24 protein-coding genes and 1 rRNA gene are annotated in these 25,394 nt (G+C 69.2%); 5 read left to right on the top strand and 20 right to left on the bottom strand.

The features are described from left to right. Positions 1 to 168: 168 nt before the first annotated feature. Genes acs through BLQ39_RS12430 form a run of 3 tightly spaced genes read right to left on the bottom strand, consistent with a single transcriptional unit; the run spans position 169 to position 4,153 of the window. Positions 169 to 2,157, bottom strand: a complete 1,989-nt coding sequence (acs, locus tag BLQ39_RS12440; RefSeq protein WP_092324440.1) for an acetate--CoA ligase — start codon at positions 2,155 to 2,157, stop codon at positions 169 to 171. A gap of 14 nt (positions 2,158 to 2,171) precedes the next feature. Then, positions 2,172 to 3,785 carry a monocarboxylic acid transporter gene (locus BLQ39_RS12435; protein WP_092324392.1) on the bottom strand — a complete coding sequence of 538 codons (1,614 nt, stop codon included), beginning with the start codon at positions 3,783 to 3,785 and terminating at the stop codon, positions 2,172 to 2,174. Continuing rightward, the gene (locus tag BLQ39_RS12430) at positions 3,782 to 4,153 is read right to left on the bottom strand and encodes a DUF485 domain-containing protein (protein ID WP_092324390.1); all 372 of its coding nucleotides are present in this window, start codon (positions 4,151 to 4,153) and stop codon (positions 3,782 to 3,784) included. The genes BLQ39_RS12435 and BLQ39_RS12430 overlap by 4 nt, the downstream gene beginning before the upstream one ends. A 177-nt stretch (positions 4,154 to 4,330) precedes the next feature. On the opposite strand from BLQ39_RS12430, the gene BLQ39_RS12425 reads away from it, so the two are divergent. The 4 genes from BLQ39_RS12425 to BLQ39_RS12410 are packed head-to-tail and all read left to right on the top strand — an operon-like array spanning position 4,331 to position 8,178. Then, the gene (locus BLQ39_RS12425) at positions 4,331 to 5,545 is read left to right on the top strand and encodes a sensor histidine kinase (RefSeq protein WP_092324389.1); all 1,215 of its coding nucleotides are present in this window, start codon (positions 4,331 to 4,333) and stop codon (positions 5,543 to 5,545) included. Further along, the gene (locus BLQ39_RS12420) at positions 5,542 to 6,264 is read left to right on the top strand and encodes a LytR/AlgR family response regulator transcription factor (RefSeq protein ID WP_092324387.1); all 723 of its coding nucleotides are present in this window, start codon (positions 5,542 to 5,544) and stop codon (positions 6,262 to 6,264) included. The genes BLQ39_RS12425 and BLQ39_RS12420 overlap by 4 nt, the downstream gene beginning before the upstream one ends. Positions 6,265 to 6,301: 37 nt before the next feature. After that, entirely contained in the window at positions 6,302 to 6,697 is a 396-nt protein-coding gene (locus BLQ39_RS12415) for a DUF485 domain-containing protein (protein WP_092324385.1), read from the top strand. After that, positions 6,694 to 8,178 (top strand): sodium/solute symporter, encoded by a 1,485-nt coding sequence (locus BLQ39_RS12410; RefSeq protein WP_241982813.1) that lies wholly within the window; start codon positions 6,694 to 6,696, stop codon positions 8,176 to 8,178. The genes BLQ39_RS12415 and BLQ39_RS12410 overlap by 4 nt, the downstream gene beginning before the upstream one ends. A gap of 211 nt (positions 8,179 to 8,389) precedes the next feature. On the opposite strand, the gene der is transcribed toward BLQ39_RS12410, so the two are convergent. The 16 genes from der to BLQ39_RS12335 all read right to left on the bottom strand — a co-directional run bounded on the left by der (position 8,390) and on the right by BLQ39_RS12335 (position 23,978). Then, entirely contained in the window at positions 8,390 to 9,901 is a 1,512-nt protein-coding gene (gene der / locus BLQ39_RS12405; protein WP_092324384.1) for a ribosome biogenesis GTPase Der, read from the bottom strand. Next, the gene (gene cmk, locus BLQ39_RS12400) at positions 9,894 to 10,586 is read right to left on the bottom strand and encodes a (d)CMP kinase (protein WP_092324383.1); all 693 of its coding nucleotides are present in this window, start codon (positions 10,584 to 10,586) and stop codon (positions 9,894 to 9,896) included. The genes der and cmk overlap by 8 nt, the downstream gene beginning before the upstream one ends. 5 nt (positions 10,587 to 10,591) lie before the next feature. Further along, on the bottom strand, positions 10,592 to 11,674 hold the full coding sequence (locus BLQ39_RS12395; RefSeq protein ID WP_092324381.1) for a prephenate dehydrogenase: 1,083 nt from the start codon (positions 11,672 to 11,674) through the stop codon (positions 10,592 to 10,594). An 86-nt stretch (positions 11,675 to 11,760) separates the two neighbouring features. After that, positions 11,761 to 12,573: a pseudouridine synthase gene (locus tag BLQ39_RS12390; protein ID WP_092324380.1), complete on the bottom strand. Its 813-nt coding sequence runs from the start codon at positions 12,571 to 12,573 to the stop codon at positions 11,761 to 11,763. Continuing rightward, on the bottom strand, positions 12,570 to 13,172 hold the full coding sequence (gene scpB / locus BLQ39_RS12385; protein ID WP_092324378.1) for an SMC-Scp complex subunit ScpB: 603 nt from the start codon (positions 13,170 to 13,172) through the stop codon (positions 12,570 to 12,572). The genes BLQ39_RS12390 and scpB overlap by 4 nt, the downstream gene beginning before the upstream one ends. Then, complete coding sequence (locus BLQ39_RS12380; protein WP_092324437.1) at positions 13,162 to 13,986, bottom strand: segregation and condensation protein A; 825 nt, start codon at positions 13,984 to 13,986, stop codon at positions 13,162 to 13,164. Before BLQ39_RS12380 ends, scpB begins: the two co-directional genes overlap by 11 nt. 158 nt (positions 13,987 to 14,144) lie before the next feature. Further along, positions 14,145 to 15,032, bottom strand: coding sequence for a ParA family protein (locus BLQ39_RS12375; protein ID WP_092324377.1), 888 nt, complete (start codon positions 15,030 to 15,032; stop codon positions 14,145 to 14,147). Between the two features lie 177 nt (positions 15,033 to 15,209). Then, the gene (gene xerD / locus BLQ39_RS12370) at positions 15,210 to 16,115 is read right to left on the bottom strand and encodes a site-specific tyrosine recombinase XerD (RefSeq protein ID WP_092324375.1); all 906 of its coding nucleotides are present in this window, start codon (positions 16,113 to 16,115) and stop codon (positions 15,210 to 15,212) included. Further along, a complete protein-coding gene (locus tag BLQ39_RS12365) occupies positions 16,112 to 16,774 on the bottom strand; it encodes an NUDIX domain-containing protein (RefSeq protein WP_092324374.1) in 663 nt (220 codons plus the stop codon). The genes xerD and BLQ39_RS12365 overlap by 4 nt, the downstream gene beginning before the upstream one ends. A 6-nt stretch (positions 16,775 to 16,780) precedes the next feature. Further along, on the bottom strand, positions 16,781 to 18,463 hold the full coding sequence (gene pyrG / locus BLQ39_RS12360; protein WP_422386360.1) for a CTP synthase: 1,683 nt from the start codon (positions 18,461 to 18,463) through the stop codon (positions 16,781 to 16,783). 31 nt (positions 18,464 to 18,494) lie between these two features. Next, positions 18,495 to 20,189 carry a DNA repair protein RecN gene (gene recN, locus BLQ39_RS12355; protein WP_092324372.1) on the bottom strand — a complete coding sequence of 565 codons (1,695 nt, stop codon included), beginning with the start codon at positions 20,187 to 20,189 and terminating at the stop codon, positions 18,495 to 18,497. Between the two features lie 9 nt (positions 20,190 to 20,198). Next, complete coding sequence (locus BLQ39_RS12350) at positions 20,199 to 21,161, bottom strand: NAD kinase (protein ID WP_174775328.1); 963 nt, start codon at positions 21,159 to 21,161, stop codon at positions 20,199 to 20,201. Continuing rightward, positions 21,125 to 21,925, bottom strand: coding sequence for a TlyA family RNA methyltransferase (locus tag BLQ39_RS12345; RefSeq protein ID WP_092324371.1), 801 nt, complete (start codon positions 21,923 to 21,925; stop codon positions 21,125 to 21,127). Before BLQ39_RS12345 ends, BLQ39_RS12350 begins: the two co-directional genes overlap by 37 nt. Beyond that, positions 21,922 to 22,086, bottom strand: a complete 165-nt coding sequence (locus BLQ39_RS15875; RefSeq protein WP_166784385.1) for a hypothetical protein — start codon at positions 22,084 to 22,086, stop codon at positions 21,922 to 21,924. Before BLQ39_RS15875 ends, BLQ39_RS12345 begins: the two co-directional genes overlap by 4 nt. A gap of 10 nt (positions 22,087 to 22,096) precedes the next feature. After that, complete coding sequence (locus BLQ39_RS12340; RefSeq protein WP_092324369.1) at positions 22,097 to 23,128, bottom strand: HAD-IIA family hydrolase; 1,032 nt, start codon at positions 23,126 to 23,128, stop codon at positions 22,097 to 22,099. Further along, entirely contained in the window at positions 23,103 to 23,978 is an 876-nt protein-coding gene (locus BLQ39_RS12335; RefSeq protein WP_241986919.1) for a hypothetical protein, read from the bottom strand. The genes BLQ39_RS12340 and BLQ39_RS12335 overlap by 26 nt, the downstream gene beginning before the upstream one ends. Here BLQ39_RS12335 and BLQ39_RS12330 point away from each other — a divergent pair. Beyond that, the gene (locus BLQ39_RS12330; RefSeq protein ID WP_092324368.1) at positions 23,925 to 24,806 is read left to right on the top strand and encodes a hypothetical protein; all 882 of its coding nucleotides are present in this window, start codon (positions 23,925 to 23,927) and stop codon (positions 24,804 to 24,806) included. The two genes, BLQ39_RS12335 and BLQ39_RS12330, sit on opposite strands and share 54 nt — an antisense overlap. 288 nt (positions 24,807 to 25,094) lie before the next feature. Here BLQ39_RS12330 and rrf read toward each other — a convergent pair. Further along, positions 25,095 to 25,211 (bottom strand): 5S ribosomal RNA (rrf, locus tag BLQ39_RS12325). Positions 25,212 to 25,394 lie beyond the last annotated feature (183 nt).

Here is a 25,394-nt window from a genome sequence, read left to right as displayed (position 1 = left end):
TTCATGCGAGGTGCTCTCGCACCGTTCTCGACCATCGGGGGCTCGAGCAACGGTGCTGCGCGGGGCGGTGGAGCAGGCGCGGGCGCTGGGGGCGCGACCACTGGGGGCTCGACCACCGGGGGTGGCGGCGGACGCAATGCGCCCGCCGCCACTCTCTCAGCGAACGACCTAGGCGGTCGGCGTGCCTGCCATGCTGGTCGCGATGGTGCGCATCGCCGAGGTGTCGGCCAGGGTTGCGACATCGCCGATGTCGCGGCCCTCGGCCACATCCCGCAGCAGCCGGCGCATGATCTTGCCCGACCGGGTCTTCGGCAGTTCCGGCACGACGAGGATCCGCTTCGGCCGGGCGATCGGCCCGATCTCGGCGACGACGTGGGCGCTCAGGCTCGCGATGATGGCATCCCGGTCGACGATGTCGCCATCGTTCCGGTCACGCAGGATCACGAACGCCACGATCGACTGGCCGGTCGTCGGGTCCGAAGCCCCCACGACGGCGGACTCGGCCACGGCGGGGTGGGAGACGAGAGCCGACTCCACCTCCACCGTCGAGATCCGGTGGCCCGAGATGTTCATCACATCGTCGACCCGGCCGAGCAGCCAGATGTCACCGTGCTCGTCGTACTTCGCCCCGTCGCCGGCGAAGTAGTAGCCCTGCGCCTTGAACCGGTCCCAGTAGACCTCCTGGGCGCGTTCCGGTTCGCCCCAGATGCCGCGCGACATGGCCGGCCAGGGCTTGTCGATGACGAGGTAACCGCCCTCGCCCGCCTCGACCTGCGCACCGTGGTCGTCGACGATCTGCACCGAGATCCCGGGCAGGGCCACCTGCGCCGAGCCCGGCTTCGTGGCGGTGACCCCGGGCAGCGGCGTGATCATGATCGCGCCGGTTTCCGTCTGCCACCACGTGTCGACGATCGGTGTCGTGCCCCGGCCGATGTGCGTGTGGTACCACATCCACGCTTCCGGGTTGATCGGCTCCCCCACACTGCCGAGCAGGCGCACCGACTCGAGGTTGTACCCCTGGGGAATGTGCTCGCCCCACTTCATGAACGTGCGGATCAGCGTCGGCGCGATGTAGTAGATGGTCACGCCGTACTTCTCGATGATCTCGAAGTGCCGCCCCTCGTGGGGCGTGTTCGGCGTTCCCTCGTACATCACCTGGGTGGCGCGGTTGGCCAGCGGCCCGTACACGATGTAGCTGTGCCCGGTGATCCAGCCAATATCGGCGCCGCACCAGTAGACATCCGTGTCGGGCTTGAGGTCGAAGACCACGCGATGCGTGTACGCGACCTGGGTGAGGTATCCGCCCGAGGTGTGCAAAATCCCCTTGGGCTTACCGGTCGTGCCCGACGTGTAGAGAATGAACAGCGGATGCTCGGAGTCGAACGATTCCGGCTCGTGCTCGGGCGACTGGGAGGCGACGAACTCGTCCCACCAGAGGTCGCGCCCCTCCTGCATCGCGACCGGCTCCCCCACACGCCGCACCACGATGACTTTCTCCACCGTTTCGGCGCCCACCAGCGCCTCGTCGACATTCGCCTTCATCGGTGCGCCGGCCCCTCGCCGGTATTGACCGTCTGAGGTGATGACGACTCGCGCCTCGGCGTCGTCGACCCTGGCGCGCAGCGCCGCCGGCGAGAATCCGCCGAAGACGACGCTGTGCACGAGGCCCAGGCGAGCGCAGGCGAGCATGGAGACGACCGCCTCCGGGATCATCGGCAGCTGGATGACGACCCGGTCCCCCGCGACGAGCCCGAGCGAGCTGAGCGCGTTGGCCGCCCGGCTGACCTCGTCCTTGAGCTGGGCGTAGGTGATGTCGCGGGTGTCACCAGGCTCCCCCACCCAGTGCAGCGCCACCTGCTCGCCGTGCCCCGACTCGACGTGACGGTCGACGCAGTTGTAGGCGACGTTGAGCTTGCCGCCGTGGAACCAGCGGGCGTTCGGCGGGTTCGACCAGTCGAGCACCTCGTCCCATGGCTGCGTCCAGACGAGGTTCTCGGCCTGCGTGGCCCAGAAGTGCTCGCTGTCGCGGTCGGCGTGCTCGTAGTGCGAGGCGTCGGCGTTGGCCTGGGCCTGGAAGTGCTCGGTCGGCGCGAACGTGCGCGCGACATCCGGACCGTCCCGGGTGATCGATTCCCTGGTGATCGATTCGCTGGTCATCGATTCCCTGGACATCAGTGGTCCACCGCCTCCTTCTCGGCGCCAACACCGGTGAGCGAACGAACTTCCATTTCAGCCTGCTTGGCAATGTCGCGCGGGACCTTGTCCAGCACGGTGCCGAGCCAGCCCAGGATGAAGGCCAGCGGGATGGAGACGAGACCCGGGTTGCTCAGCGGGAAGATGGCGAAGTCCGCGCCGGGGATCATCGACGTTTCCGTGCCGGAGACAACCGGCGAGAACGCGATCAGCAGGATGGCCGAGGCCAGTCCGCCGTACATGCTCCACACCGCGCCCTGGGTGCTGAACTTCTTCCAGAACAGCGAGTACAGGATCGTCGGCAGGTTGGCCGAGGCCGCGACGGCGAAGGCCAGGGCGACGAGGAAGGCCACGTTCTGGCCGTTGGCGCCGATGCCGCCGATGATCGCGACGATGCCGATGATGATCACCGTGCGACGGGCCACCTTGACCTCGTCCTCCGGACGGGCGTTGCCCTTCTTGACCACGCTGGCGTAGATGTCGTGGGCGAAGGATGCCGCGGCGGTGATGGTGAGGCCGGCCACAACGGCCAGGATCGTCGCGAAGGCAACCGCGGAGATCAGGCCGAGCAGCACCGGACCGCCGAGCTCGAAGGCCAGCAGCGGAGCGGCGGAGTTGACGCCACCCGGGGAGGCCAGGATCCGGTCGGCACCGATGAGGGCTGCCGCGCCGTAGCCGAGCACCAGGGTGAAGATGTAGAATCCGCCGATGAGCCAGATGGCCCAGACCACCGAGCGGCGGGCTTCCTTGGCCGTCGGCACCGTGTAGAAGCGCATCAGCACGTGCGGCAGCGCCGCGGTGCCGAGCACGAGGGCGAGGGCCAGGGAGATGAAGTCGAGCTTGGTGATGTCGTTCAGGCCGTACTTGAGCCCCGGGTTCAGGATCTCCGGGTTGTTGGCCGTGGACACGGCCGCGTCGAGCAGGGTCGAGAAGTTGAAGCCGTGCAGGGCGAGCACCCAGACGGTCATCACGGCGGCGCCGGCGATGAGCAGCACGGCCTTGATGATCTGCACCCAGGTCGTGCCCTTCATTCCGCCGATGAGCACGTAGACGATCATCAGGGCGCCGACGACGACGATGACCACGGACTGGCCGAGCTTGTCGTTGATGCCCAGCAGCAGCGCGACGAGTCCGCCGGCACCGGCCATCTGGGCCAGCAGGTAGAAGAAGCAGACCACCAGGGTGGTGATCGCGGCCGCAATCCGAACCGGGCGCTGCTTCAGACGGAAGGAGAGGACATCCGCCATCGTGTACTTGCCCGTGTTGCGGAGCAGTTCCGCGACGAGCAGGAGCGCGACGAGCCAGGCCACCAGGAAGCCGATGGAGTACATGAAGCCGTCGTAGCCGGTGATGGCGATGGCCCCGACAATGCCGAGGAACGAGGCTGCGGAGAGGTAGTCGCCGGCGATGGCGGTGCCGTTCTGGCCTCCGGTGAAGGAGCGGCCGGCCGCGTAGTAGTCGGCGGCGGTCTTGTTGTTGCGGCTGGCGCGAACGACGATGATCAGCGTGATGGCGACGAAGGCGCCGAAGATGCTGATGTTCAGGATCGGGTCACCCGGGGATGTCGCCGCGGCTGCGAGGTGGATGTTCACTTGGACTCCTTCGTGGCGGCGGCGAGCGGGCCCTCGATCTCGTGGCGGATTTTCGAGGCGATCGGGTCGAGCCGGCGACCGGCGTAGCTGACGTACCAGGTCGTGATCGCGAACGTGCTGACGATCTGCAACATGCCGAGCAGCAGGCCGACGTTCACGCTGCCGAAGACCTTGATCGACATGAAGTCGTGGGCGTAGCCCGCGAGCAGCACGTAGGCGAAGTACCAGAGCAGGAAGGCGATGGCCAACGGGAAGACGAAACTGCGGTGGCGTTTGCGCAGCTCCTGGAATTCTTCTGATTCCTGCACTTGGTGGAAGGTTTCCGCCGAAACAACGACTTCTTCCTCTTTCAGGGCGACATTGCCCATGATTTTCTCCTCAACATTGATAGAGCGTGCACGCAGACCGCTGGTTCTTATGCGGTGCCGATCACTCTCCCCTACCTGGGGGCCCGCGAGGCCGTCCCGGCCGGGGCGGATCGACGAACGGCGGTCAGCCTGCGCCGAACGGTGAGTTCTGCGGCGGCGGCGGTTAGGGTTGGCAGCATGCCCGAGTCGCAGTTGCTCGCCGTGGCCGTCATCGGCGTCCTCGTCATCACCCTCACAATCGCGCTTGTCGGCGCCATCGGATTCAAGCTGCTCCGCTCGTGGCGGGAGCTCGGCACGGACGCAGAGCGGGCCACCTACACGACGCTCCACTCCGCCTCGCTGGCCGGCAAACACCTGCGCAACGGACTCGAGCCCGTCGGCGCGGCGAAGGCCAGCAAGCATCTGCGCAGCCTGCTCGGCTGTGAGGCCGTGGCCATCACGGATGTCGCCGGCGTACTCGCCTGGGACGGCATCGGGGAAGCGCACCGGGAGGGCGCCCTCGGCCTGGCCGCCAAGGTTCTGGCCACCGGCCGCACCCAGGTGTTCCGTGAGGCCGTGGTTCACCAGGCCGAGCTCAAGGAAGCCGTCGTGGCCCCGATCCGGGCCCGATCGCGCATCGTGGGCGCACTGGTCGCCTACGCGCCGCGGGCCAAGCCGGGCCTGGTGCGCGCCACCAGTGAGGTGGCGGACTGGGTGGCTGCGCAGGTCGAACTGGCCGAACTGGAGTCCTCCCGCACGCTCCTGATGGAGGCCGAGGTGCGCGCTCTGCGGGCGCAGATCAGCCCGCACTTCATCTACAACTCGCTCAACGCCATCGCATCCTTCATCACCACCGACCCGGCCAAGGCCCGTGACCTGGTGCTGGAATTCGCCGACTTCACCCGGTACTCGTTCCGCCGGCACGGCGACTTCACCACCGTCGCCGAGGAGCTGCGCTGCATCGAGCACTACCTGAAGCTGGAACGGGCCCGCTTCGGCGACCGGTTGCTGGTCAGCCTGACCATCGCTCCGGAGGTGCTGAGCACGGTGATCCCGTTCCTCAGCCTGCAACCGCTGGTGGAAAACGCCGTGCGCCACGGGCTGGAGGACAAGGAAGGCATCGGCCACATTGCGATCACCGCCCAGGCTGCCGGGGCCTTCGTGGAGGTCACGATCGAGGATGACGGCGTCGGGATCGAACCGGAGCACCTGCGTGCGGTGCTCGCCGGCCACAGCGACAGCGATCACGTGGGGCTTCGGAATGTCGACGCGCGGCTGCGCCAGGTCTACGGCGACGACCACGGGCTGGTGGTCGACACGGCCCCCGGCGCCGGAACGCTGATCACCATGCGCGTGCCCAAGTCCCAGCCGCGGCCGGACCTCGGTTCCCTGACTGACAGACTGTCGGCATGATCACTGTGCTCATCGCCGATGATGAACCGCCCGCCCTCGACGAGCTGGCCTTCCTGCTCGGCAAGGACGAGAGGATCGGCACCATCCACCGGGCTTCGTCCGGCTCGGAGGCCCTGCGCATCCTCGACCACGAACGGGTGGACGCGCTGTTCCTGGACATCCACATGCCCGGGCTATCGGGCCTCGACATCGCCCGCGCGGTGTCCCGCGCCGGCAACTCCCCCGCCGTCGTCTTCGTCACCGCAGACGAGGACCACGCGGTGAAGGCGTTCGACCTGGCCGCCGTCGACTACCTGCTCAAGCCCGTCCGCGCCGAACGGCTGGCCACCTCGGTCGGCCGGGTGATGGAAACGCTGGCGATCGCGGAGACCGTCCCCGCGTCGGTGATCACCGTGGATCTCGGCGGCATGAAGAAGATGATCCGCCGCGACGACGTGCGCTATGTGCAGGCCCAGGGCGACTATGCCCGGCTGCACACCGAGGAATCGAGCTACCTGATCCGGGTGCCGCTGGCCGAGCTGGAGAAGCAGTGGGCCGAGGCCGGGTTCCTCCGCATCCACCGGTCCTATTTGGTGTCGATGACGCACGTCACCCAGGCGAAACTCGGCGCCGCCCAGCCGACGATCACCGCGAACGGCGCCGAACTGCCGGTCAGCCGCCGGCACCTGCCGGCCCTCCGGGAGAAGCTCGAGGCCACGCGCATCCGGCCCTCGACATGAGCCGCGCCAATGAGCCTGGCCAGATGAGCCGCGCCAGATGAGCCGGGAGGATGCCCCCGGGCAGCCGCCGAAGCGGGTGCGGGTCACCGCGCCCAGGTCCCAGGCCAGCCGGGCGCCGTCGGGCTACCCGGTCGCCCGTGAAGTCGCGGAGCAGTCCGAGGTGGGCCAGGTGTTCGTGCGCTCCCTCATCCGCTCGCAGCTCAGGCTCGCTGTGGTCGTCGCCGTCGGCTTCCTGCTGGTGCTGCTGGCCTTTCCCCTGCTCCTGGCCTGGGTTCCCGGCCTCAACCGGGCGGAGTTCCTCGGGGTGCCCTTCGTCTGGCTGCTGCTCGGAGTCGGCGTCTATCCGCTCATCGGGCTGAGCGCCTGGCTGTACGTGCGCACCGCCTCCCGCAACGAGGCCCGCTACCTCGACCTGGTCGAGGAGGACGAGTGAACGCCGGTGTGGGGTACGCGGCCATCATCGGGGTGTTCGCCGTGACCGCGTTGATCGGCTTCTACGGGCTGCGGATCTCGCGGACCACCGAGGACTTCTATGTCGCCTCGCGCACGGTTCGGCCCTGGTGGAACGCCTCAGCAATCGGCGGCGAATATCTCTCCGCCGCCAGTTTCCTCGGCGTCGCCGGGCTGATCCTGATCTCCGGGGCGGATGCGCTCTGGTTCCCGATCGGTTACACGGCCGGCTACCTGATGCTGCTGCTCTTCGTGGCCGCACCGCTTCGGCGCTCGGGGGCGTACACGATTCCCGACTTCACCGAGGCGCGCCTGGAGTCCCCGGCGGCACGGCGGATCACCAGCCTGCTCGTCGTGCTCGTCGGCTGGCTGTACATCGTGCCGCAGCTCCAGGGCGCCGCCCTGACCATCCGTATCGCCACCGGGCTGCCGCCGTGGGTCGGCTCCGTGGCCGTGGCCGTCGTCGTGTGCATCACCGTCGTGACCGGCGGGATGCGCTCGATCACGTTCGTGCAGGCGTTCCAGTTCTGGCTCAAGCTCACGGCGATCGCCGTGCCGATCGTCTTTGTGCTAATCGTCATGGCCAATTCGGGGCTGACGGTTCCCGCCGTCGCCGAGCCGTTCGCAGCCGAACCGGTCGGCTCCCCCACCGCCGGTGCGTACCGGAACATCTCGCTCGTGATCGCCCTGCTGTTCGGCACGCTCGGCCTGCCGCACGTGCTGGTGCGCTTCTACACGAACCCGGACGGCCCGTCGGCCCGGCGCACGACGCTGATCGTGCTCGGGCTGCTGTCGGTCTTCTACCTCTTCCCCACCCTCTACGGGGTGGTGGGGCGCGCCTTCATGCCCGACCTCGCGACCAGCGGCTCACCGGATGCCCTGGTCCTGCTGCTGCCCGGCCGGCTGATCCCCGGGCTGGCCGGCGACGCCCTCACGGCGCTCGTCATCGCCGGGGCTTTCGCCGCGTTCCTCTCGACCACGTCGGGGCTCGTGGTCTCCGTCGCGGGCGTGATCAGCCAGGACATGCTCGGCGGACGCGTGCGCGGCTTCCGGCTGGCCGCGGTGTTCTCCTCCCTGGTGCCGCTCGGCGTCGCCCTGCTGACCGACACGACGCAACTGGCCGGAAGCGTGGGCCTGGTCTTCGCCTTCACCGCGTCGACGATCTGCCCGCTGCTGCTGCTCGGCATCTGGTGGCGCGGCCTGACCGACGCCGGCGCGATCGCCGGGATGCTGGCCGGCGCCATCCTGTGCGGCGGCTCGATCATGCTCAGCCGCGCGCTGGGAGCCGAGGCCGGGCCGATGGGAGACCTGCTGGCGCAGCCCGCGGCCTGGAGCGTGCCGGCGGCCTTCGCCGTGATGATCGGCGTCTCGCTGATGACAAAAAACCGACGCCCGGCCGGCATCACGACGATCATGACCCGTCTGCACGCGCCGGAGCGTCCGGTGCCCGCCCCGAACCGCTGATCGCGCCCTCCCCGGGCCGCCGCTGACAGTCGAGTTGCTGACAGTTGAGTTGCGGAGAAAGTACCTTAGATTGCCCAACGAAGGTACTTTCTCCGCAAGTCAGCTGGGAATGGGCGACATCCACCCAGCTCTCGAGAGGCTCGACCCGCGGGGCGAGGTACGCGAAACGCGCGCGACCCGAAGGGCGCGCGCGTTTCTGTCGAGCGACTGCTTAGCGCTTGCGCTTCTCGCGCACGCGCATGCTGAGGTTGATCGGGCTTCCCTCGAAGCCCCAGATCTCGCGCAGGCGACGCTGGATGTAGCGGCGGTAGCCCGGGTCGAGGAACGCGGTGGTGAACACCACGAAGGTCGGCGGGCGGCTGGAGGCCTGCGTGCCGAACAGGATGCGCGGCTGCTTGCCGCCGCGCACGGGGTGCGGGTGCGCCGCGGCGAGCTCGGCCAGGAACGCGTTGAACTTGCCGGTGGGGATGCGGGTGTCCCACGACTCGAGCGCGAGCTCGAGGGCCGGGACGAGCTTCTCCATGTGGCGGCCGGTCTTGGCGGAGATGTTCACGCGCGGGGCCCAGGCCACGTGGGCCAGGTCCTGTTCGATCTCACGCTCGAGGTAGCGGCGACGGTCGTCGTCGAGCTGGTCCCACTTGTTGAAGGCGAGCACGAGGGCGCGGCCCGATTCGAGCACCAGGTCGATCACGCGAATGTCCTGCTCGCTGATCACCTCGGTCACGTCGATCAGCACGATGGCGACTTCGGCCTTTTCCAGCGCGGCGCTGGTGCGCAGCGAGGCGTAGAAGTCGGCGCCCTGCGAGAGGTGCACGCGACGACGGATGCCGGCGGTGTCGACGAAGCGCCACACCTTGCCCCCGAGTTCGACCTGCTCGTCGACCGGGTCGCGGGTGGTGCCGGCGATGTCGTTGACGACGACGCGCTCCTCACCGACGACCTTGTTCAGCAGGCTCGACTTGCCCACGTTCGGGCGGCCGAGGATCGCGACGCGACGAGGTCCGCCGACCTCCTGCTTGGCGACGCTGGAGATCTCGGGGAGTTCCTTGAGGATCGCGTCGAGCAGGTCGGCGACGCCGCGACCGTGCAGGGCGGACACCGGCCACGGCTGGCCGAGGCCGAGGGCCCACAGGCTGGCCGCCTCTGGCTCCTGGCGAATGTCGTCGACCTTGTTGGCGACGAGGAAGACCGGCTTGCCGGACTTGCGCAGCATCCGCACGACGGCCTCATCGGTCGAGGTGGGGCCGACGTTGGCGTCGACGACGAACATGACCAGGTCGCAGAGGTCGATCGCGACCTCGGCCTGGGCGGCGACGGATGCGTCGATCCCGCGGGCGTCGGGTTCCCAGCCGCCGGTGTCGACGAGGCTGAACTTGCGTTCGTTCCAATCCCCCTTGTACGTGACGCGGTCACGCGTCACGCCGGGGGTGTCCTCGACGACGGCCTCGCGGCGGCCGAGGATGCGGTTGACCAGCGCCGACTTGCCCACGTTCGGGCGGCCGACGATGGCGATGACCGGCAGGGCCGGGAGGTATGTGATCGCGTTCGGGTCATCCGTGACGGTCTCGAGGACGTCGAAGTCTTCCTCGTCGAGCTCGTAGTCGTCCAGGCCGCTGCGGAGCGCGGAGGCGCGCTGCGACGCAAGGTCTTCGTCGAGGTTGGACAGTCGGGATGCGAGTTCGCTGTCGAGCTCGGGGATCGCGTCGTCGATATTGTTAGTCATGCGAGTTCCTCGCGGTACGTGTGTTGATGACCTCGATGACCGCGTCTACGGTCTGCTCGAAGTCGAGATGGGTGGAATCGACGGTCGTCACACCGTCTGCGGCGCTCATAAAATCGACAACCTGCGAGTCAGCGCGATCCCTCGATCGCAACGCCTCCGCCACGGTATCGGCCGATTCGGTCGGTAATTCCGCAGAGCGCCTACCCATTCTAGCCTCCTGGGATGCCGTGAGCAGGATTCGTACCTCTGCCTCCGGCGCGACGATGGTCGTGATGTCCCGTCCCTCGACCACGATCCCGGGCCGGTCCACGTCCCGGGCGATGCTCCGGAACAGCTCGGTCAGGTGTGTGCGCACCTCGGGGATGCGGGCGACGGCGCTCACCGCGGCCGACACGGCGGGCTCGCGGATGGCCTCGGTCACGTCCGACTCGCCGACCGTGACGGCGGAGGCATCCGGGTCGGTGCCGATCGAGTAGTCGAAGTCGGCCAGCTCCGCGATCACCGCGTCGACGTCGCTGGTGTCGACCTTGCGGTGCTGCATCGCCCAGGCCAGCGCCCGGTAGGCGGCGCCGGTGTCGAGGTAGGCGAAGCCGAGTTTGCGGGCGACGGCGCGACTCACGCTGGACTTGCCGCTTCCGGCGGGCCCGTCGATGGCGACAAGGGTGGGGAAGGCGTGACGGCCCATGTACGTTAACCAGCAATCCGCCAGCCGCGGGCGGCCAGCTCTTCGGTGAGGCGGGAGACCGCCTCGGGGACAACGGAAATTTCGGCCAGGCCCAGCTGAGCGCCGGGCGAGTGTTCGAGGCGGAGGTCCTCCAGGTTCACACCCAGGTCGCCGATGTCGTTGAGCAGGCGCGCGATCTGGCCTGGCCGGTCGTCGACCATCACGATCATCGACGCGAAGCGGCGGTCCTGGCCGTGCTTGCCGGGCAGCCGGGCGACGCCGGCGTTGCCGCCGGCGAGCTCCTCGGCCAGCTTGCGGCGGGCGCCGGGCGCTGCCGGGTCGGCGAGGGCGTCGATGAAGCGGTCGAGGTCGTCGCGGTAGGCGAGCAGGATGTCGCGCACCGGCTTCGCGTTCGCGCCGAGGATCTGCACCCACAGCTCCGGGTCGCTCGCCGCGACCCGGGTCACATCGCGCAGGCCCTGGCCGGCGAGGTTGAGCGAGGAGGCCGCGGCATCCGTCAGCCGGCGGGCCATCAGCGTGGAGACGACCTGGGGCACGTGGGAGACCAGGGCGACGCTGCGGTCGTGGTCCTCCGCGGTCATCTCGACGATGGTCGCGCCGAGGTCGAGGATGAGGTCGTCGATCGCGGTGGCCTGCTGGTAGGTGATCGCGTCGTGGCCGGCGACCACCCAGGGCCGCCCGATGAACAGGTCGGCCCGGCCGGCCAGCGGTCCCCCGCGTTCGCGGCCGGCGAGCGGGTGGGTGCCGATGTAGCGGGACACGTCGGCGCCGCTCGCGCGGAGGTCGTCGAGCACGGCGAGCTTGACGCTGGCGACATCCGTGACGATGGCCCCGGGGAAGGATGCCAGTTCGCGGGCGACGATCTCGGCCGTGACGTCCGGCGGCACGCAGACGACGACCAGCTGCGGTGCGTCGCCCGCGGCGGCGGCCCGGCCGGCGCCGTAGTCGACGGCGATGCTGAGGTTGGTCGGCGACGCGTCGGCGAGGATGACCTCGATCCCCCGGTTACGGAGGCCCAGGCCGATGCTGGTTCCGAGCAGTCCGACGCCGACGATGCGCACGGGCCCGACTAGGCGACTCTCGGCCACGTGCCGTCTCCTGACTTCGCGGGGTGTGACGTCGCGATTTGCTGGGGCCGGGCCGCTCTGGCCGGCGACCCTGGTTACGAGGTGAGTTACTTCGTGCCGGCTACGTCCCGGCCGCCGGCCCGCGACACGGTGAGCAGCTCGCCGAGTTCAACTTTAGTGAGTTCGCGCACGTCGCCGGCGCGGAGCGTGCCGAGGTGCAGCGGCCCGAACTGCCGGCGCACCAGGTCGACGACCGGGTGGCCGACGGCCTCCAGCATGCGCCGAACGATGCGGTTGCGGCCGGAGTGCAGGGTGAGTTCGACCAGGCTGAAGCCGTCGCCGGGAGGGCTCGCGAGGATCCGGGCCTTGTCGGCGGCGATCGGGCCGTCGTCGAGCTCGATTCCGGTCTGCAGCTTGCCGATGGTCTGCGCCGAGACGCGGCCCTCGACCTTGGCGATATAGGTCTTCGAGACGCCGAACGACGGATGCGCCAGCACATGCGCCAGGTCGCCATCGTTGGTGAGGATGAGCAGGCCGGAGGTCTGCGCGTCGAGGCGGCCCACGTTGAAGAGGCGCTCCTCGAACTGCTCAGTGAACTCGCGCAGGTCGGGGCGGCCGCTCTCGTCCTGCATCGAGGAGACGACGCCGACGGGCTTGTTCAGCATGATGTAGCGGCGGCTGGTGTCCAGCTGCACGGCAACATTGTCGACGGCGACCTGGTCGGACTCCGGGTGGATGCGGCGGCCGAGCTCGGTGACGACCTTTCCGTTGACGCGCACCCGGCCGGAGATGATCAGGTCTTCGGAGACGCGCCGGGAGGCGACGCCGGCGGAGGCCATGACCTTCTGCAGGCGCACTCCGTCGGCTGCGGCATCCGGGTTGCCCGCGAAATCAGGGGTTCCCTCGTGGTCGGTTGTCATTTCAAGTCCTCGAATCCTTCTGCGCCGTCGGCGAGCAACGGCGAAATGTGCGGCAACTCGTCGAGCGAGTTGATTCCAAGCTGGGTGAGCAGCAGGTCGGTGGTGCCGTAGTTGATGGCTCCGGTCTCACTGTCGGTGAAGGCCTCGGTGATCAGGCCGCGGCCCAGGAGGGTGCGCACGACGGAGTCCACGTTAACTGCCCTGATTGAGGCTACCGCGCCGCGGCTGATCGGTTGCTTATAGGCGATCACAGCCAGGGTTTCGAGCGCGGCCTGGGAGAGGCGGCTGGGGTTCTGGATCAGCACGAAGTCGGCGACGACGGCGTCGTATTCGGCGCGCACGTAGATGCGCCAGCCCCCGGCGACCTCGCGCAGCTCGAAGCCGCGGCGAATCGTGCCGCCCGTGACTGTGCCCGTGCCGTCGAAGTCGGCGACGAGGCGGGCGACGGCCGCGCTCACCTCTTTCAGCGGGCGGTCGACGGCCGTGGCCAGGTGGATCAGGCCGAGCGGTTCGTCGGCGACCATGAGGATCGCCTCGAGCTGCCGGTCGATCGCGGTGTCGGCCTGCGCGGTGTCGGTTGTCACGGTGTCAGTTGTCATAGTCGGCTCCGAGGTTGGCGAGGGTTTCTTCCGACCAGGACTCCGCGCTCCAGCGCAGGTTCAGCTCGCCGAGCGGCTCCAGCTGGTCGAACGAGATGGCGCCGCGCCGGTACAACTCGAGCACGGCGAGGAAGCGGGCGATCACGACGCCCTTCTGCCCGGCGCCCACGATCAGCTGCCGGAACGAGACCGTCTCCCCCGCCCGCAGGATCGCCACGACGTAGGCGGCCTGTTCCCGGATGCTTACCAGCGGAGCGTGCAGGTGGTCGAGACCCACGGTGGGCAGTTCGCGTGGGGTGAGGGCCAGCGCCGCGAGGGCGCCGAAGTCGGCGGCGGAGAGCGTCCAGACCAGTTCGGGCGTCTGCTTGCGGTACTTCTCCTCGAGCCGCACCGAGCGCACGTGCCGGGAGGACTCCACGTCGATCCGGCCCTGGAACCAGGCCGACGCGGTCTTGAACGCGCGGTACTGCAGCAGCCGGGCGAAGAGAAGGTCGCGGGCCTCGAGCAGGGCGACGTCCTCGGCGTCGACGAGTTCGCCCTGGGGCAGGAGCCCGGCGACCTTGAGGTCGAGAAGGGTGGCCGCCACGACGAGGAACTCGGTGGCCTGGTCGAGCTCCTCCGTGGCATCCAGCCCGCGCAGGTAGGAGATGAACTCGTCGGTGACCCGGCTGAGCGAGATGTCGGTGATGTCCAGCTCGTGCTTGCCGATCAGCGAGAGCAGGAGGTCGAACGGGCCCTCGAAGTTGCCGAGGGCAACCGAGAATGCGGGCGCTGCAGCCGGGTTAGGCGGGACGGCCGTTGTCGCCGGGACAATTCGCGACCGCGGAGATTTTTCGTCCACGAGGTCAAACCGGCCCGTTTGGATCGATGCGCGGGTCGTGCGCCGCTTCGCGGGAGATGTGCCACGCGCGGAACGGCGTACCACCCGCGCAGCTCGAAATCTCCAGCTCGCCGGCCTGTGAAAGAGCCGGGTTAGGCGACGGCGCCACGGTCGATCAGTTCCCGCGCCACCTGCATGTAAGCCTTCGCGGCCGGGTGCTCCGGGGCGAAATCGGTGATCGGCACGCCGGCGACGCTGGCATCCGGGAACTTCACGGTACGGCCGATGACCGTCTCGAGCACGCGGTCGCCGAACGCGTCGACGACCCGCTCGAGCACCTCGCGCGAGTGCAGGGTGCGGGAGTCGAACATGGTGGCGAGGATGCCGTCGAGCTCGATCGCCGGGTTGAGGCGGTCGCGAACCTTGTCGATGGTCTCGATCAGCAGCGCGACGCCGCGGAGGGCGAAGAACTCGCACTCGAGCGGGATGAGCACGCCGTGGCTCGCGGTGAGCGCGTTCACGGTGAGGATGCCGAGCGAGGGCTGGCAGTCGATCAGGATCACGTCGTAGTCGGCGGACACCTTGCGGAGCACGCGGGCGAGGATCTGCTCGCGGGCGACCTCGTTGACGAGGTGCACCTCGGCGGCGGAGAGGTCGATGTTGGCCGGGATGATGTCCAGACCCTCGACCGCGGTCTTCTGGATCGCGATGGACGGGTCCTTCGACCCGCTGAGCAGCAGGTCGTAGATGGTGGGGACGTCGTGCGTGGGCACGCCGAGGCCGGCCGAGAGGGCGCCCTGCGGGTCGAAGTCGACGGCGAGCACGCGGCGGCCGTAGCCGGCGAGGGCCGCGCCCAGGTTGATGGTCGTCGTCGTCTTGCCGACGCCGCCCTTCTGGTTGCAGAGCGAGATGATCCGAGCCGGGCCATGGCTCTTCAGGGGTTGCGGTTGCTCGAATTCCTGCTTCGGCCGCCCGGTGGGGCCGAGCGGTACCTCGTCAAAACCGGGGAGTCGTGTCCGGTCAGTCTGCGTACTCGCCACTGAAATGTCCTCGATCCGTCCTGCGCCACTCACTTGTTCGATTGTAGCGAGCGAATGCCGCTCATCCGGGCAGGATCGCCGCTCCCCCGCACCTTCTTCCCCCGCGAAACCGCAGTTGTGCGCGTTATTCGTGCCGAATAACGCGCACAACTGCGGTTTCGCGGGGGGTAAGCGGGATTAGCGGGCTCGGGGGTGGGCGGTCGTGTACATGTCGCGCAGCGTGTCGGCGGTGACGAGCGTGTAAATCTGGGTGGTCGCCACGGAGGAATGGCCGAGGAGTTCCTGCACGACGCGCACGTCGGCGCCGCCGGCGAGCAGGTGCGTGGCGAAGGAGTGCCGGAGGGTGTGCGGCGACACCTCGACCTCGAGGCCCGCGCGCACGGCGGCGGCCCGGATGATCAGCCACGCATTCTGTCGGCTCACCCGCTGCCCGCGGATGCCGAGGAACAGGGCCGGCGTGGACTTCCCCCGCACCGAGAGCAGCGGCCGCGCCCGCACCAGGTAGGCGTCCATGGCCGCGCGGGCGTAGCTGCCCACGGGCACGATGCGCTGCTTGTCGCCCTTGCCGGTCAGCCGCACGACCTCCTCGTCCAGCACGTCGTCGACGTTGAGGTTGATGACCTCGGACACCCGGGCGCCGGTGGCGTAGAGCAGCTCGAGCAGGGCCTTGTCGCGCAGCTGCTGCACCTCGTCGCCGTCGGTCGCGGCGAGGAGGGCTGCGACCTGGTCGATCGAGATGGCCTTCGGCAGCCTGGACCCGAGTTTCGGCGGTTTCGTGTCGTGGGCGACATCGATTTCGACCACCGACTCGCCCAGCAGGAACCGGTGCAGACTCCGCACCGTCGACAGCATCCGCGCGATCGACGAGGCCGTGAGCGGCGACTCCTCGCGCTGCCCCAGGTACCGCACGAATTCGGAGACGTGCCCGCTCGTCACCTCCCGCAGATCGGTCAGCTCGTGCTCGGCCAGCCACGCCGTGTAGACGGCCAGGTCGCGGCGGTAGGCGGAGACCGTGTTGGCGGCGAGCCCGCGCTCGACCGAGACGTGCCGCAGGAACGAGTCCACAGCCGTCTCGACGCTCACGAGCCGGCGATCCCGTTCGACGGATGCCGCGGCCAGGGTGTGTCCGCCGGGGCGAGGCTGGCCCAGCCCCGCGAGCGCGAGGCCTGTGCCGCGAGCACCCCGAGGGCCAGTGACGGGTTCTGCACCCGTCGAGCGAGCACCGCGTCGACGCAGTCGTCGAGCGGCACCCAGCGGATTTCCATGTCGGCTTCCTCGTCGGTGCGGGCGAAGGCGTCGTCGATGGCCGAGAGCCCGCGGGCCAGGTAGATCCGGATGGCCTCGGTGCTGCCGCCGGGCGAGGTGTAGAACTCGGCGAGCACGCTCCAGTCCGTCGCCGCGACGTCGGTTTCCTCGGCCAGTTCGCGCCGTGCCGCGACGGCCGGGTCTTCGCCCGGCTCGTCGAGCAGGCCGGCCGGAAGCTCCCACTCTCGCACGCGCACCGGGTGCCGGTACTGCTTGATCAGCAGCACCCGGTCGTGGTCGTCGAGCGCCAGGACCGCCACGGCCCCGGGGTGGTCGACGTACTCGCGGATGATCGCCGAGCCGTTGTAACCGAACCGGTCGCGGCGCACGCCCCAGACCCTGCCGTCGAAGACGAGTTCGCTGCCGGAGACGTCCGCGTCGACCGGTTCATCCTCCAGCGGAGGGTGACCGGCCGGCTCGCCTGAGTCGCGAGGCATCAATCGTTAGGCATCTTCGAACAGGCGGCTGGCCTGCTGGCGGTCGAGGGCCGCGCCGATGAGCCCGCGGAACAGCGGATGCGCGTTGCTCGGCCGGGAGCGCAGTTCGGGGTGCGCCTGGGTGCCCACGTAGAACGGGTGCTCCTCGCGCTTGAGCTCGACGTACTCGACCAGGTGGCGGTCGGGCGAGGTTCCGGAGAACCAGAGGCCGGCATCCGCGATCTGGCTGCGGTAGGCGTTGTTGACTTCGTAGCGGTGGCGGTGGCGCTCCGAGGCCTCGGGGGCGCCGTACATCTCCTCAACCAGGGAGCCCGGGGCCAGCTTGGCTGGGTAGAGGCCGAGGCGCATGGTGCCGCCCAGGTCGCCGCCGGCGATGATCTCGACCTGCTCTTCCATGGTCGCGATCACGGGGAACTCGGTGTCGACGTCGAACTCCGAAGAGGATGCCCCGGCGAGGCCGGCCTTGTTGCGCGCGTATTCGATCACCATGCACTGCAGGCCGAGGCAGAGGCCCAGTGTGGGGATGCCGTTTTCGCGGGCGAAACGCAGGGCGCCCAGCTTGCCCTCGATGCCGCGAACGCCGAAGCCGCCGGGCACGAGGATGCCGTCGAGTTCGCCGAGCATGCGCGACGCGCCCTCCTCGGTCTCGCACTCGTCGGAGGGGATCCAGTTGATCTTGACCTTGGTCTGGTGCGCGAAACCGCCGGCGCGCAGCGCCTCGGTCACCGACAGGTAGGCGTCGGGCAGGTCGATGTACTTGCCGACCAGGCCGATGGTGACCTCGTGCCTGGGCTCGCGCACGGCGTCGAGCACCTTCTGCCAGGCCGACCAGTCCACGTCCGCCGCGGGGAGGCCGAGCTTGTCGATGATGTATTTGTCGAGGCCCTGGTCGTGCAGCATGGTCGGGATCTCGTAGATGCTCGGCACGTCGATGGCATTGACGACGGCATCCTCGTCGACGTCACACATGAGCGCGATCTTGCGCTTGTTCGACTCGGAGACGGGGCGGTCGCTGCGCAGCACGAGGGCATCGGGCTGGATTCCGATCGAGCGGAGAGCCGCGACGGAGTGCTGGGTGGGCTTGGTCTTCTGCTCGCCGGAGGCGGCCATGAACGGCACGAGCGACACGTGCACGAAGAAGACGTTCTTGCGGCCGAGTTCGTGGCGCACCTGGCGGGCGGCCTCGATGAACGGCTGGGATTCGATGTCGCCGACCGTTCCGCCGATCTCGGTGATGATCACGTCGGGGCGCGGCTCGTCGCCGGCCTGGAGGCGCATCCGGCGCTTGATCTCGTCGGTGATGTGCGGAATGACCTGCACGGTGTCACCGAGGTACTCGCCGCGGCGTTCCTTCGCGATGACCTGGGAGTACACCTGGCCGGTCGTGACGTTCGCGGCCTGGTTGAGATTGATGTCGAGGAATCGCTCGTAGTGGCCGATGTCGAGGTCGGTTTCCGCGCCGTCGTCGGTGACGAAGACTTCACCGTGCTGGAACGGGTTCATCGTGCCGGGGTCGACGTTGAGGTACGGGTCCAGTTTCTGCATGACGACCCGCAGTCCGCGAGCCGTGAGGAGATTGCCGAGGCTTGCCGCCGTCAGGCCTTTCCCCAAAGAAGAAACGACACCACCGGTCACAAAAATGTGCTTGGTCGTGCCGTGTGAATCGTCCGCGTTTATTTTTTCCACCACGGGCTTTGATCCTATCAGTTGGAGATGACGTTCAGCGGGACCGGGCGAGGGAGATGAGTTCCCGGGCGTGTTCGAGCCCGCTCGCGGAGTCGGGAAGGCCGGAGAGCAGCCGGGCCATTTCCGCGGCCCGCTCGTCGCCGTGCAGCTGCCGAACGCTGCTGGCGGTGACCGCGCCGTCGCTGCCCTTGACCACGCTGAGGTGGTTGTCGGCGAACGCGGCCACCTGCGCGAGGTGCGTGACGACGATCACCTGTGAGGTCTCCGCGAGCCGGGCGAGTCGCCGCCCGATCTCGATGGCCGCGGCCCCGCCCACTCCCGCGTCGACCTCGTCGAAGACGAACGTCGGCACCGGGTCGGCCTGGTTGATGACCACTTCGATTGCGAGCATCACCCGGGACAGTTCGCCGCCGGATGCTCCACGGGCCAGGGCCCGAGGCTCGGCCCCGGCGTGCGGCTGCAGCAGGATCTTCACCAGATCGCGCCCGGTGGCGGTGAAATCGTCGCGGCTGTCGATCTCCACGACCAGGACCGCGTCGGGCATGGCGAGGGCGCCGAGTTCGATCGTGACGGCGGCGCCGAGCGCGGCGGCGGCGACCCGGCGGATGGCGCTGACCCGGTCGGCGAGCTCCTCGACCAGGCGAGCGTCGGCATCCGCGTCGTTGCCGAGCAGTTCGATCCGGTCGGAGTCGCTGTCGAGTTCGACGAGCCGGGCGCTCCCGGTGTCCAGGAACTCGATCGCCTCGTCGAGGCCTCCGGCGTACTTGCGGGCGAGGCCGATCAGCTCGGCCCGGCGTTCCTGCACGATCTCGAGTTCTCGGGCGCCGTCGGCGTCGAGGCCGGCGAGGTAGCTGGAGAGCCGGCCGGCAATGTCGGCGACGAGGAACCCGGCGTCGGCCAGCGCCTCGACCAGCGGCGGCAGCGCGGGGTCGTGCTCGGCGGCCTTGTCGAGCCGGCGGCGGGCGTATTCGAGCAGGGCGACCCCGTCGGGCGCCCCGTCGGTGCTCTCCTCGGCGGAGAGGTGCTCCCGGGCCTCGGCCGCGGCCAGGCGCAGGTCTTCGAGGTTGCCGAGGCGTTCGGCGCGGGCGCCGAGCTCGGCGTCCTCCCCCGGCTGCGGCGCGATGGCTTCGATTTCGGCAATCGCCTCGCGCAGCTGCTCGGCCTCGCGGGCGCGCAGCTCCTGCTCGGCCACCAGGCGGTCGAGCTCGTCCCGGTTGGCCTGCCAGCGGTGGAAGGCCTGCTGGTAGTTACCCAGCGCCTCGGCGAGCTCGGCGCCGGCGTAGCGGTCGAGGGCGCCACGCTGGGCGACGGATGATCGCAGGCGCACCTGGTCGGACTGTCCGTGCACGACGACGAGGTCGCCGCCGAGGTCGCCGAGAACCGCGGCCGGGGCGCTGCGGCCGCCGACGACGGCCCGGCTGCGGCCCTCGGCGGACACCGAACGGCCCAGGATGAGCTCGGGCCCGTCGAGGTCTCCCCCGGCGTCGCGCACGCGGTCGGCCACGGCGCCGTCGGGCGCGACGAGCCAACGGCCCTCGACCCAGCTCTGGGCCTGCCCCTGGCGAACGGTGCCGGCATCCGCCCGGTCACCGAGCAGGAGGCCGAGCGCGGTGACGACCATGGTCTTGCCGGCGCCGGTCTCGCCGGTCACGGCGGTGAAGCCGGGGCCGAGCGGCAGGGTTGCCTCGGCAATCACGCCGAGATCCCGGATGAAGAGTTCCTCGATCATGCCGGGGGCCTATTCACGGCCGACCGGGCCCCGCCAGCCCGAGACGGGCAGGTTGAACTTGTTCACGAGGCGGTCGGTGAACGGGCCGCTGTGCAGCCGGGCCAGGCGAACCGGCACCGGGGAGCGCCGCACGACCACCCGGGCGCCGGGCGGCAGGTCGTAGGTGCGGCGTCCGTCGGCGTACAGCACGGCGGATCCGGGCGTGCGGGCGAGGATCTCCACGGCGAGGGACGAGTCCGGTCCGACCACGAGCGGCCGGGCGAAGAGGGCGTGGGCGCTGAGCGGCACCAGCAGCAGGGCGTCGAGGCTCGGCCAGACGACGGGACCGCCGGCCGAGAACGAGTAGGCCGTCGACCCGGTCGGCGTCGACATGACCACCCCGTCGCAGCCGAACGAGGAGAGCGGGCGGCCGTCGACCTCGATGACGACCTCGAGCATCCGTTCGCGGCTGGCCTTCTCCACGGTCGCTTCGTTGAGCGCCCAGGTTTCATAGACCACGGTGTCGTCGACCTTGACCCGCACGGCCAGCGTCATGCGCTCTTCGACGAGGTAATCGCGGGAGAGCGCCCGGCGCACGGCTTCGCCGAGGTCGTCGCGTTCGCTTTCGGCCAGGAAACCGACATGGCCGAGGTTGATCCCGAGCAGGGGCGCCGAGCATTCGCGGGCGACTTCCGCGGCGCGCAGGATGGTGCCGTCGCCGCCCAGGACGATGACGAGTTCGAGGTCGGTGAGCTCGACGGTGTCTCCGAGGATGGCGACATGGCCGTCCAGGGAGGGCGAGGCGGCGAGCAGGTCCGCCTGCTCGTCGCGGGCCAGCACGGGCACGGCGCCGGCGGCGAGCAGCTGTTCGCAGACCGTGACCGCGGCGGCGAGGGTGTCCTGCCGGCCGGTGTGGGCGACGACGAGGATGTTGCGTGGCGGTGCTGTCACAATGCTCACGCTCCCACCAGGGCTGGTATCCGGTCCATCCATTCTGTCGGATTGCTGCCCGACTTCGTGGTCATCCAGCAGAGATACTCGTGATTGCCGGCGGTTCCGGCGATCGGCGAGGCGATCAGGCCGTTGGTGTGGAGGCCCAGGTCCCAGCCGGCCCAGAGCACGCCGGAGACGGCATCCGCCCGGAGCCCGGGGTTGTGCACGATGCCCTCGCGGATGCCGCCGCGGCCGACCTCGAACTGCGGCTTGATCAGCAGCACGAAATCGGCGCCGGGCTCGGCCGTCGCCACGAGCGCGGGCAGCAGATGGGTGAGGGAGATGAAGGACAGATCGGCGACGACCAGGCTGGGCCGCTCGGCCACGCCGGAGGCCGCGGCAACGTTCTCGGCGGTGGCGTTCTTCACGTTGAAGCCCTCGACGAGCGCGAGCCGGGGCTCGAGCGCCAGTTGCGGGGCCAGCTGGCCGTGCCCGACGTCGACGGCGATCACCTGTGCGGCGCCGCGTTCGAGCAGCACCTGGCTGAACCCGCCGGTCGACGCGCCGGCGTCGAGCACGGTGCGGCCGGTGACGTCAAGGCCGAACGCGTCGAGGGCGGCGATGAGTTTGTGGGCGCCGCGGCTGACGTAGTGGTCGGTCGCCGCGACTTCGATCACCTGGTTGTCCCGCACCTTCGCGGATGCCTTGACGGCCGGCTTGCCGTCCACCGTGACCAGGCCGTCGGCGATGACCCGCGCGGCGACCGTGCGCGACCGCACCAGCCCGCGTTCGGCGAGGGCGGCGTCCAGCCGCAGCTCGGTCATCCGGCCACCTGGGCGGGAACGTCCCCGCCCTCGAGGCGTTCGCGCAGGTGCTCGTGCAACTGCACGTAGGCCGCGGCGCGCGCTTCCAGCGGTTGCGCCTCGATCACGGCGAGGGTGGAGACGAGAGCGTCGTCCAGCGGTGTCTGGTCCTCGGTGTTCACGTTCCCTAGGTTACCGGCCCTGATACAGTCGCTCCGGAACGTTGAGCCCGTAGATCGGGCGGCCGGACTTCCAGATCACGGCGCAGGCGGCGCGCAACAGGTTGATCGCTCCGTCGCCCTCGGCCACGATCTCCACCTCGGCGCCGCGGATGCGCACCGTCGCCCCGTTGACGCTCGCCGAGGATCCGTCGCGGGAGAACTCGGTCTCCGGGTACGGTTCGTGCAGCTGGCGGAGGTCGTCGAGGATGAACGTCGGCCGCGATTTCGCGTCGGCCGCGAGCACCTGCTTGGCCCTGTCGATGCCGGTGAGCACGAGCGCGGACGGGATCTCGGCCCGGTTCGCGCCGAGGATGTCGGTGTCGAGGCGGTCGCCGATGAACAGCGCCTGCTTCGCCCGGAACCGGTCGACGGCTTCGACGAAGATGGCCACCTCGGGCTTGCCGGCCACGATGGGCAGGCGGCCGACCGCGGTGTGCACGGCGGAGACGAGCGTGCCGTTGCCGGGCGCGATCCCCCGGGCCACCGGGATGGTCCAGTCGGTGTTCGTGGCGATCCAGGGGATAGCGGAGCCGTCGGCGGCGGGGTGCAGCGCGAAGGATGCCTCGGCCAGCTGCGTCCAGCCCACCTCGGGGGCGAAGCCCTGCACGACCGCGGCCGGGGAGTCGTCCGCCGACCGGGTGACGACGAAACCGGCCTTCTCCACCTCGGAGACGAGCCCTTCCCCGCCGACGACGAGGATGCGGGACCCCGCGGGCGCCTGGCCGGCGAGGAGCCGGACCGCCGCCTGGGGCGAGGTGACGACATCCGTTGCCGCCACGTCGAGGCCGAGTTCGGTCAGGTGGTCGGCCACGGACCGGTCTGTGCGCGCGGCGTTGTTGGTGATGTATCCCACGCGCAGGGTTTCGGCCGCCCGGTTGAGGCTCTCGACGGCGTACGGGATCGCCTTCTGGCCGGCGTAGACGACGCCATCGAGATCGGCGAGAACGACGTCGACGCCGGTGAGCGGCGTCGCCGTACTAATCCTTCGCCGCTTCGTCAGCATCGGTGGTCGAGCCCTCGGTGGTCGAGCCTGCAGTGGTCGTGCCCCCAGCGGTCGAGCCCTCAGTGGTCGAGCCTGTCGGGACCTCGCCGATCTCCGCGTAGTCCTCGTCCTCGTCCTCGTCCTCGTCGATCTCGATGATCTCCATCGTCTCGTCCGGCTGGTCGCCGGCCGTGCCGAGGGCGGCATCCGCGCGGGCCGCGCGCTCGTGCCAGGTCTCGGCTTCCTCTTCGCGGCCGAGTTCCTCGAGCACCTCGGCATAGGCGGAGAAGAGCTCCGGGCTGTAGGAGAAGGCCTTCTTCGGGTCGAGCTGCGGGATCTCGAGCTCGCTCAGCGCTGCCTCGGCCTCACCGAGATCGAGGCGCGCGCCCGACATGGCGATGGCCAGGGCAACCTGCACGGATGCCGGCAGCGTGCTGCGATCGACCGAACGGCCGAGCTCGAGCGCGCGGTCCGGGCGACCCACGCCACGTTCACTGTCCACCATCAGGGGCAGCTGGTCGTTGGAGCCGGAGATGCGGCGGTAGGTGCGCAGTTCGCGCAGCGCCAGAGCGAAGTCGCCGGTGGCGTATGCCGTGATGGCGAGGCTTTCGCGCACGACAGCGATCCGGCCGGCTCGGCGGGCTGCCGACAGCACGTGCCGGTGCGCGAGCTCGGGGTCTTCGTCGATGACGCGGGCGGCCATGGCCAGGTGACGGCCGACTGCCTCGGCGTTGTCCTTGGTCAGGGTCTTGAGTTCGTTTCGGGCGATCCGGTCGAGGTCCTGCGACGTCACGTCGTCGGGCAACTCGGGGTCGTCGTGGCGAGGCCGAACGGCGCGGAGCTCCCGCTGCATCCGCTGTTCTTCGGTCATCTCCTCTTCGACGGCGCGCGCGTCGCGGTCACCGCGGGCGGGGGCGCCTTCGCGGGTCCAGAGCTTTTTTCCGGCGTCACGGGGGGCGCCGGCACGGGTCGGCGAACCGCCGCGTGCGCCCCACTCCTTGCGTTCCCCGTCACGGGGAGCAGAGTCACGGCGCGGGCGCTCGGACGAGGCACCATCCCTGGCCCAGGGCTTGCGCTCGCCGTCACGCGACTGGGCGGGACGGTCCGAGTTTCCCCGGTACGCGGGACGCTCGCCACCCTGCTGCGGACGATCGGAGTTGCCACGATACGCGGGACGCTCGCCATCCTTGGCCCAGGGCTTGCGCTCACCATCACGCTGCGGACGCTCTCCACGCGAGGCATCGGGGCGATAGGCCGGACGGTCAGAGTTGCGCTGCGGAGCCCGCTCGCCATCCTTCGCCCACGGCTTGCGCTCACCATCACGCGACGGCGCGGGACGGTCCGAGTTGCCCCGGTAGGCGGGGCGGTCGCCGCCCTGCTGCGGACGGTCGGAGTTTCCGCGGTAAGCCGGGCGGTCGCCATCCTTCGCCCACGGCTTGCGCTCACCGGACTGGGCGGGACGGTCGGAGTTGCCACGGTAAGGAGGACGCTCGCCATCACGCTGCGGACGATCGGAGTTTCCGCGGTAAGCCGGACGCTCCCCATCCTTCGCCCAGGGCTTGCGTTCACCGTCGCGCGATTGCGCGGGCCGGTCGGCGTTGCCGCGATAAGGAGGACGCTCGCCATCACGCTGTGGACGGTCGGAGTTCCCGCGATAAGCCGGACGCTCACCGTCACGCGACTGGGCGGGACGGTCTGAGTTGCCGCGGTACGGAGCACGCTCGCCGCCCTGTTGGGGGCGATCGGAATTGGCACGGTAGGGAGGACGTGCGCCGTCCTGGCGCGGCCGGTCCGACCGACCCTGGTGGCCCCCGCTGGAGCGACGCTCGTCGCGTCCGCCGTCGCGTGATTCGTTGCCGTGCGATCCTGAAGGGCTCACTGTGTCTCCTGTGTAATTGTGCCTGGTCATTTCGACCGACTGTTCAAGCGTAACTTAACGCAAAATGGCCACCCTGTGAGGTGGCCATTTTGTTTGTTTCTAAGTTAAGTCCGGCGGTGTCCTACTCTCCCACAGGGTCCCCCCTGCAGTACCATCGGCGCAAAGAGTCTTAGCTTCCGGGTTCGGAATGAGACCGGGCGTTTCCCTCTTGCTATAGCCGCCGAAACACTTTTCGATGTTTCGAACCTATATTTTTTAGTTATAGAGCCCCTGGTGTTTATGAGACACCGTGGGGCGTTGTTCTCGACCGTACATCGAGAACCACATAGTGGACGCAGAGCAGCTTATTCAAACTGAGTGTTATCAAATTATCGGCTTATTAGTACCGGTCAGCTTCAAGAGTCTTTA

Source organism: Cryobacterium psychrotolerans (assembly GCF_900101115.1).
Taxonomy (GTDB): domain Bacteria; phylum Actinomycetota; class Actinomycetes; order Actinomycetales; family Microbacteriaceae; genus Cryobacterium; species Cryobacterium psychrotolerans.
Note: the sequence above shows the minus strand (reverse complement) of the source record. Positions and strands in the feature narration are given on the sequence as shown.

Excerpts from the sequence above, each read along its gene's own strand:
- acs (WP_092324440.1), bottom strand. The coding sequence starts at position 2,157 with ATGACCAGCGAATCGATCACCAGGGAATCGATCACCCGGGACGGTCCG.
- BLQ39_RS12430 (WP_092324390.1), bottom strand. The coding sequence starts at position 4,153 with ATGGGCAATGTCGCCCTGAAAGAGGAAGAAGTCGTTGTTTCGGCGGAA.
- BLQ39_RS12425 (WP_092324389.1), top strand. The coding sequence starts at position 4,331 with ATGCCCGAGTCGCAGTTGCTCGCCGTGGCCGTCATCGGCGTCCTCGTC.
- BLQ39_RS12420 (WP_092324387.1), top strand. The coding sequence starts at position 5,542 with ATGATCACTGTGCTCATCGCCGATGATGAACCGCCCGCCCTCGACGAG.
- BLQ39_RS12415 (WP_092324385.1), top strand. The coding sequence starts at position 6,302 with ATGAGCCGGGAGGATGCCCCCGGGCAGCCGCCGAAGCGGGTGCGGGTC.
- der (WP_092324384.1), bottom strand. The coding sequence starts at position 9,901 with ATGACTAACAATATCGACGACGCGATCCCCGAGCTCGACAGCGAACTC.
- cmk (WP_092324383.1), bottom strand. The coding sequence starts at position 10,586 with ATGGGCCGTCACGCCTTCCCCACCCTTGTCGCCATCGACGGGCCCGCC.
- BLQ39_RS12390 (WP_092324380.1), bottom strand. The coding sequence starts at position 12,573 with ATGACAACCGACCACGAGGGAACCCCTGATTTCGCGGGCAACCCGGAT.
- scpB (WP_092324378.1), bottom strand. The coding sequence starts at position 13,172 with ATGACAACTGACACCGTGACAACCGACACCGCGCAGGCCGACACCGCG.
- BLQ39_RS12365 (WP_092324374.1), bottom strand. The coding sequence starts at position 16,774 with ATGCCTCGCGACTCAGGCGAGCCGGCCGGTCACCCTCCGCTGGAGGAT.
- recN (WP_092324372.1), bottom strand. The coding sequence starts at position 20,189 with ATGATCGAGGAACTCTTCATCCGGGATCTCGGCGTGATTGCCGAGGCA.
- BLQ39_RS12350 (WP_174775328.1), bottom strand. The coding sequence starts at position 21,161 with ATGGATGGACCGGATACCAGCCCTGGTGGGAGCGTGAGCATTGTGACA.
- BLQ39_RS12345 (WP_092324371.1), bottom strand. The coding sequence starts at position 21,925 with ATGACCGAGCTGCGGCTGGACGCCGCCCTCGCCGAACGCGGGCTGGTG.
- BLQ39_RS12340 (WP_092324369.1), bottom strand. The coding sequence starts at position 23,128 with ATGCTGACGAAGCGGCGAAGGATTAGTACGGCGACGCCGCTCACCGGC.
- BLQ39_RS12335 (WP_241986919.1), bottom strand. The coding sequence starts at position 23,978 with ATGACCGAAGAACAGCGGATGCAGCGGGAGCTCCGCGCCGTTCGGCCT.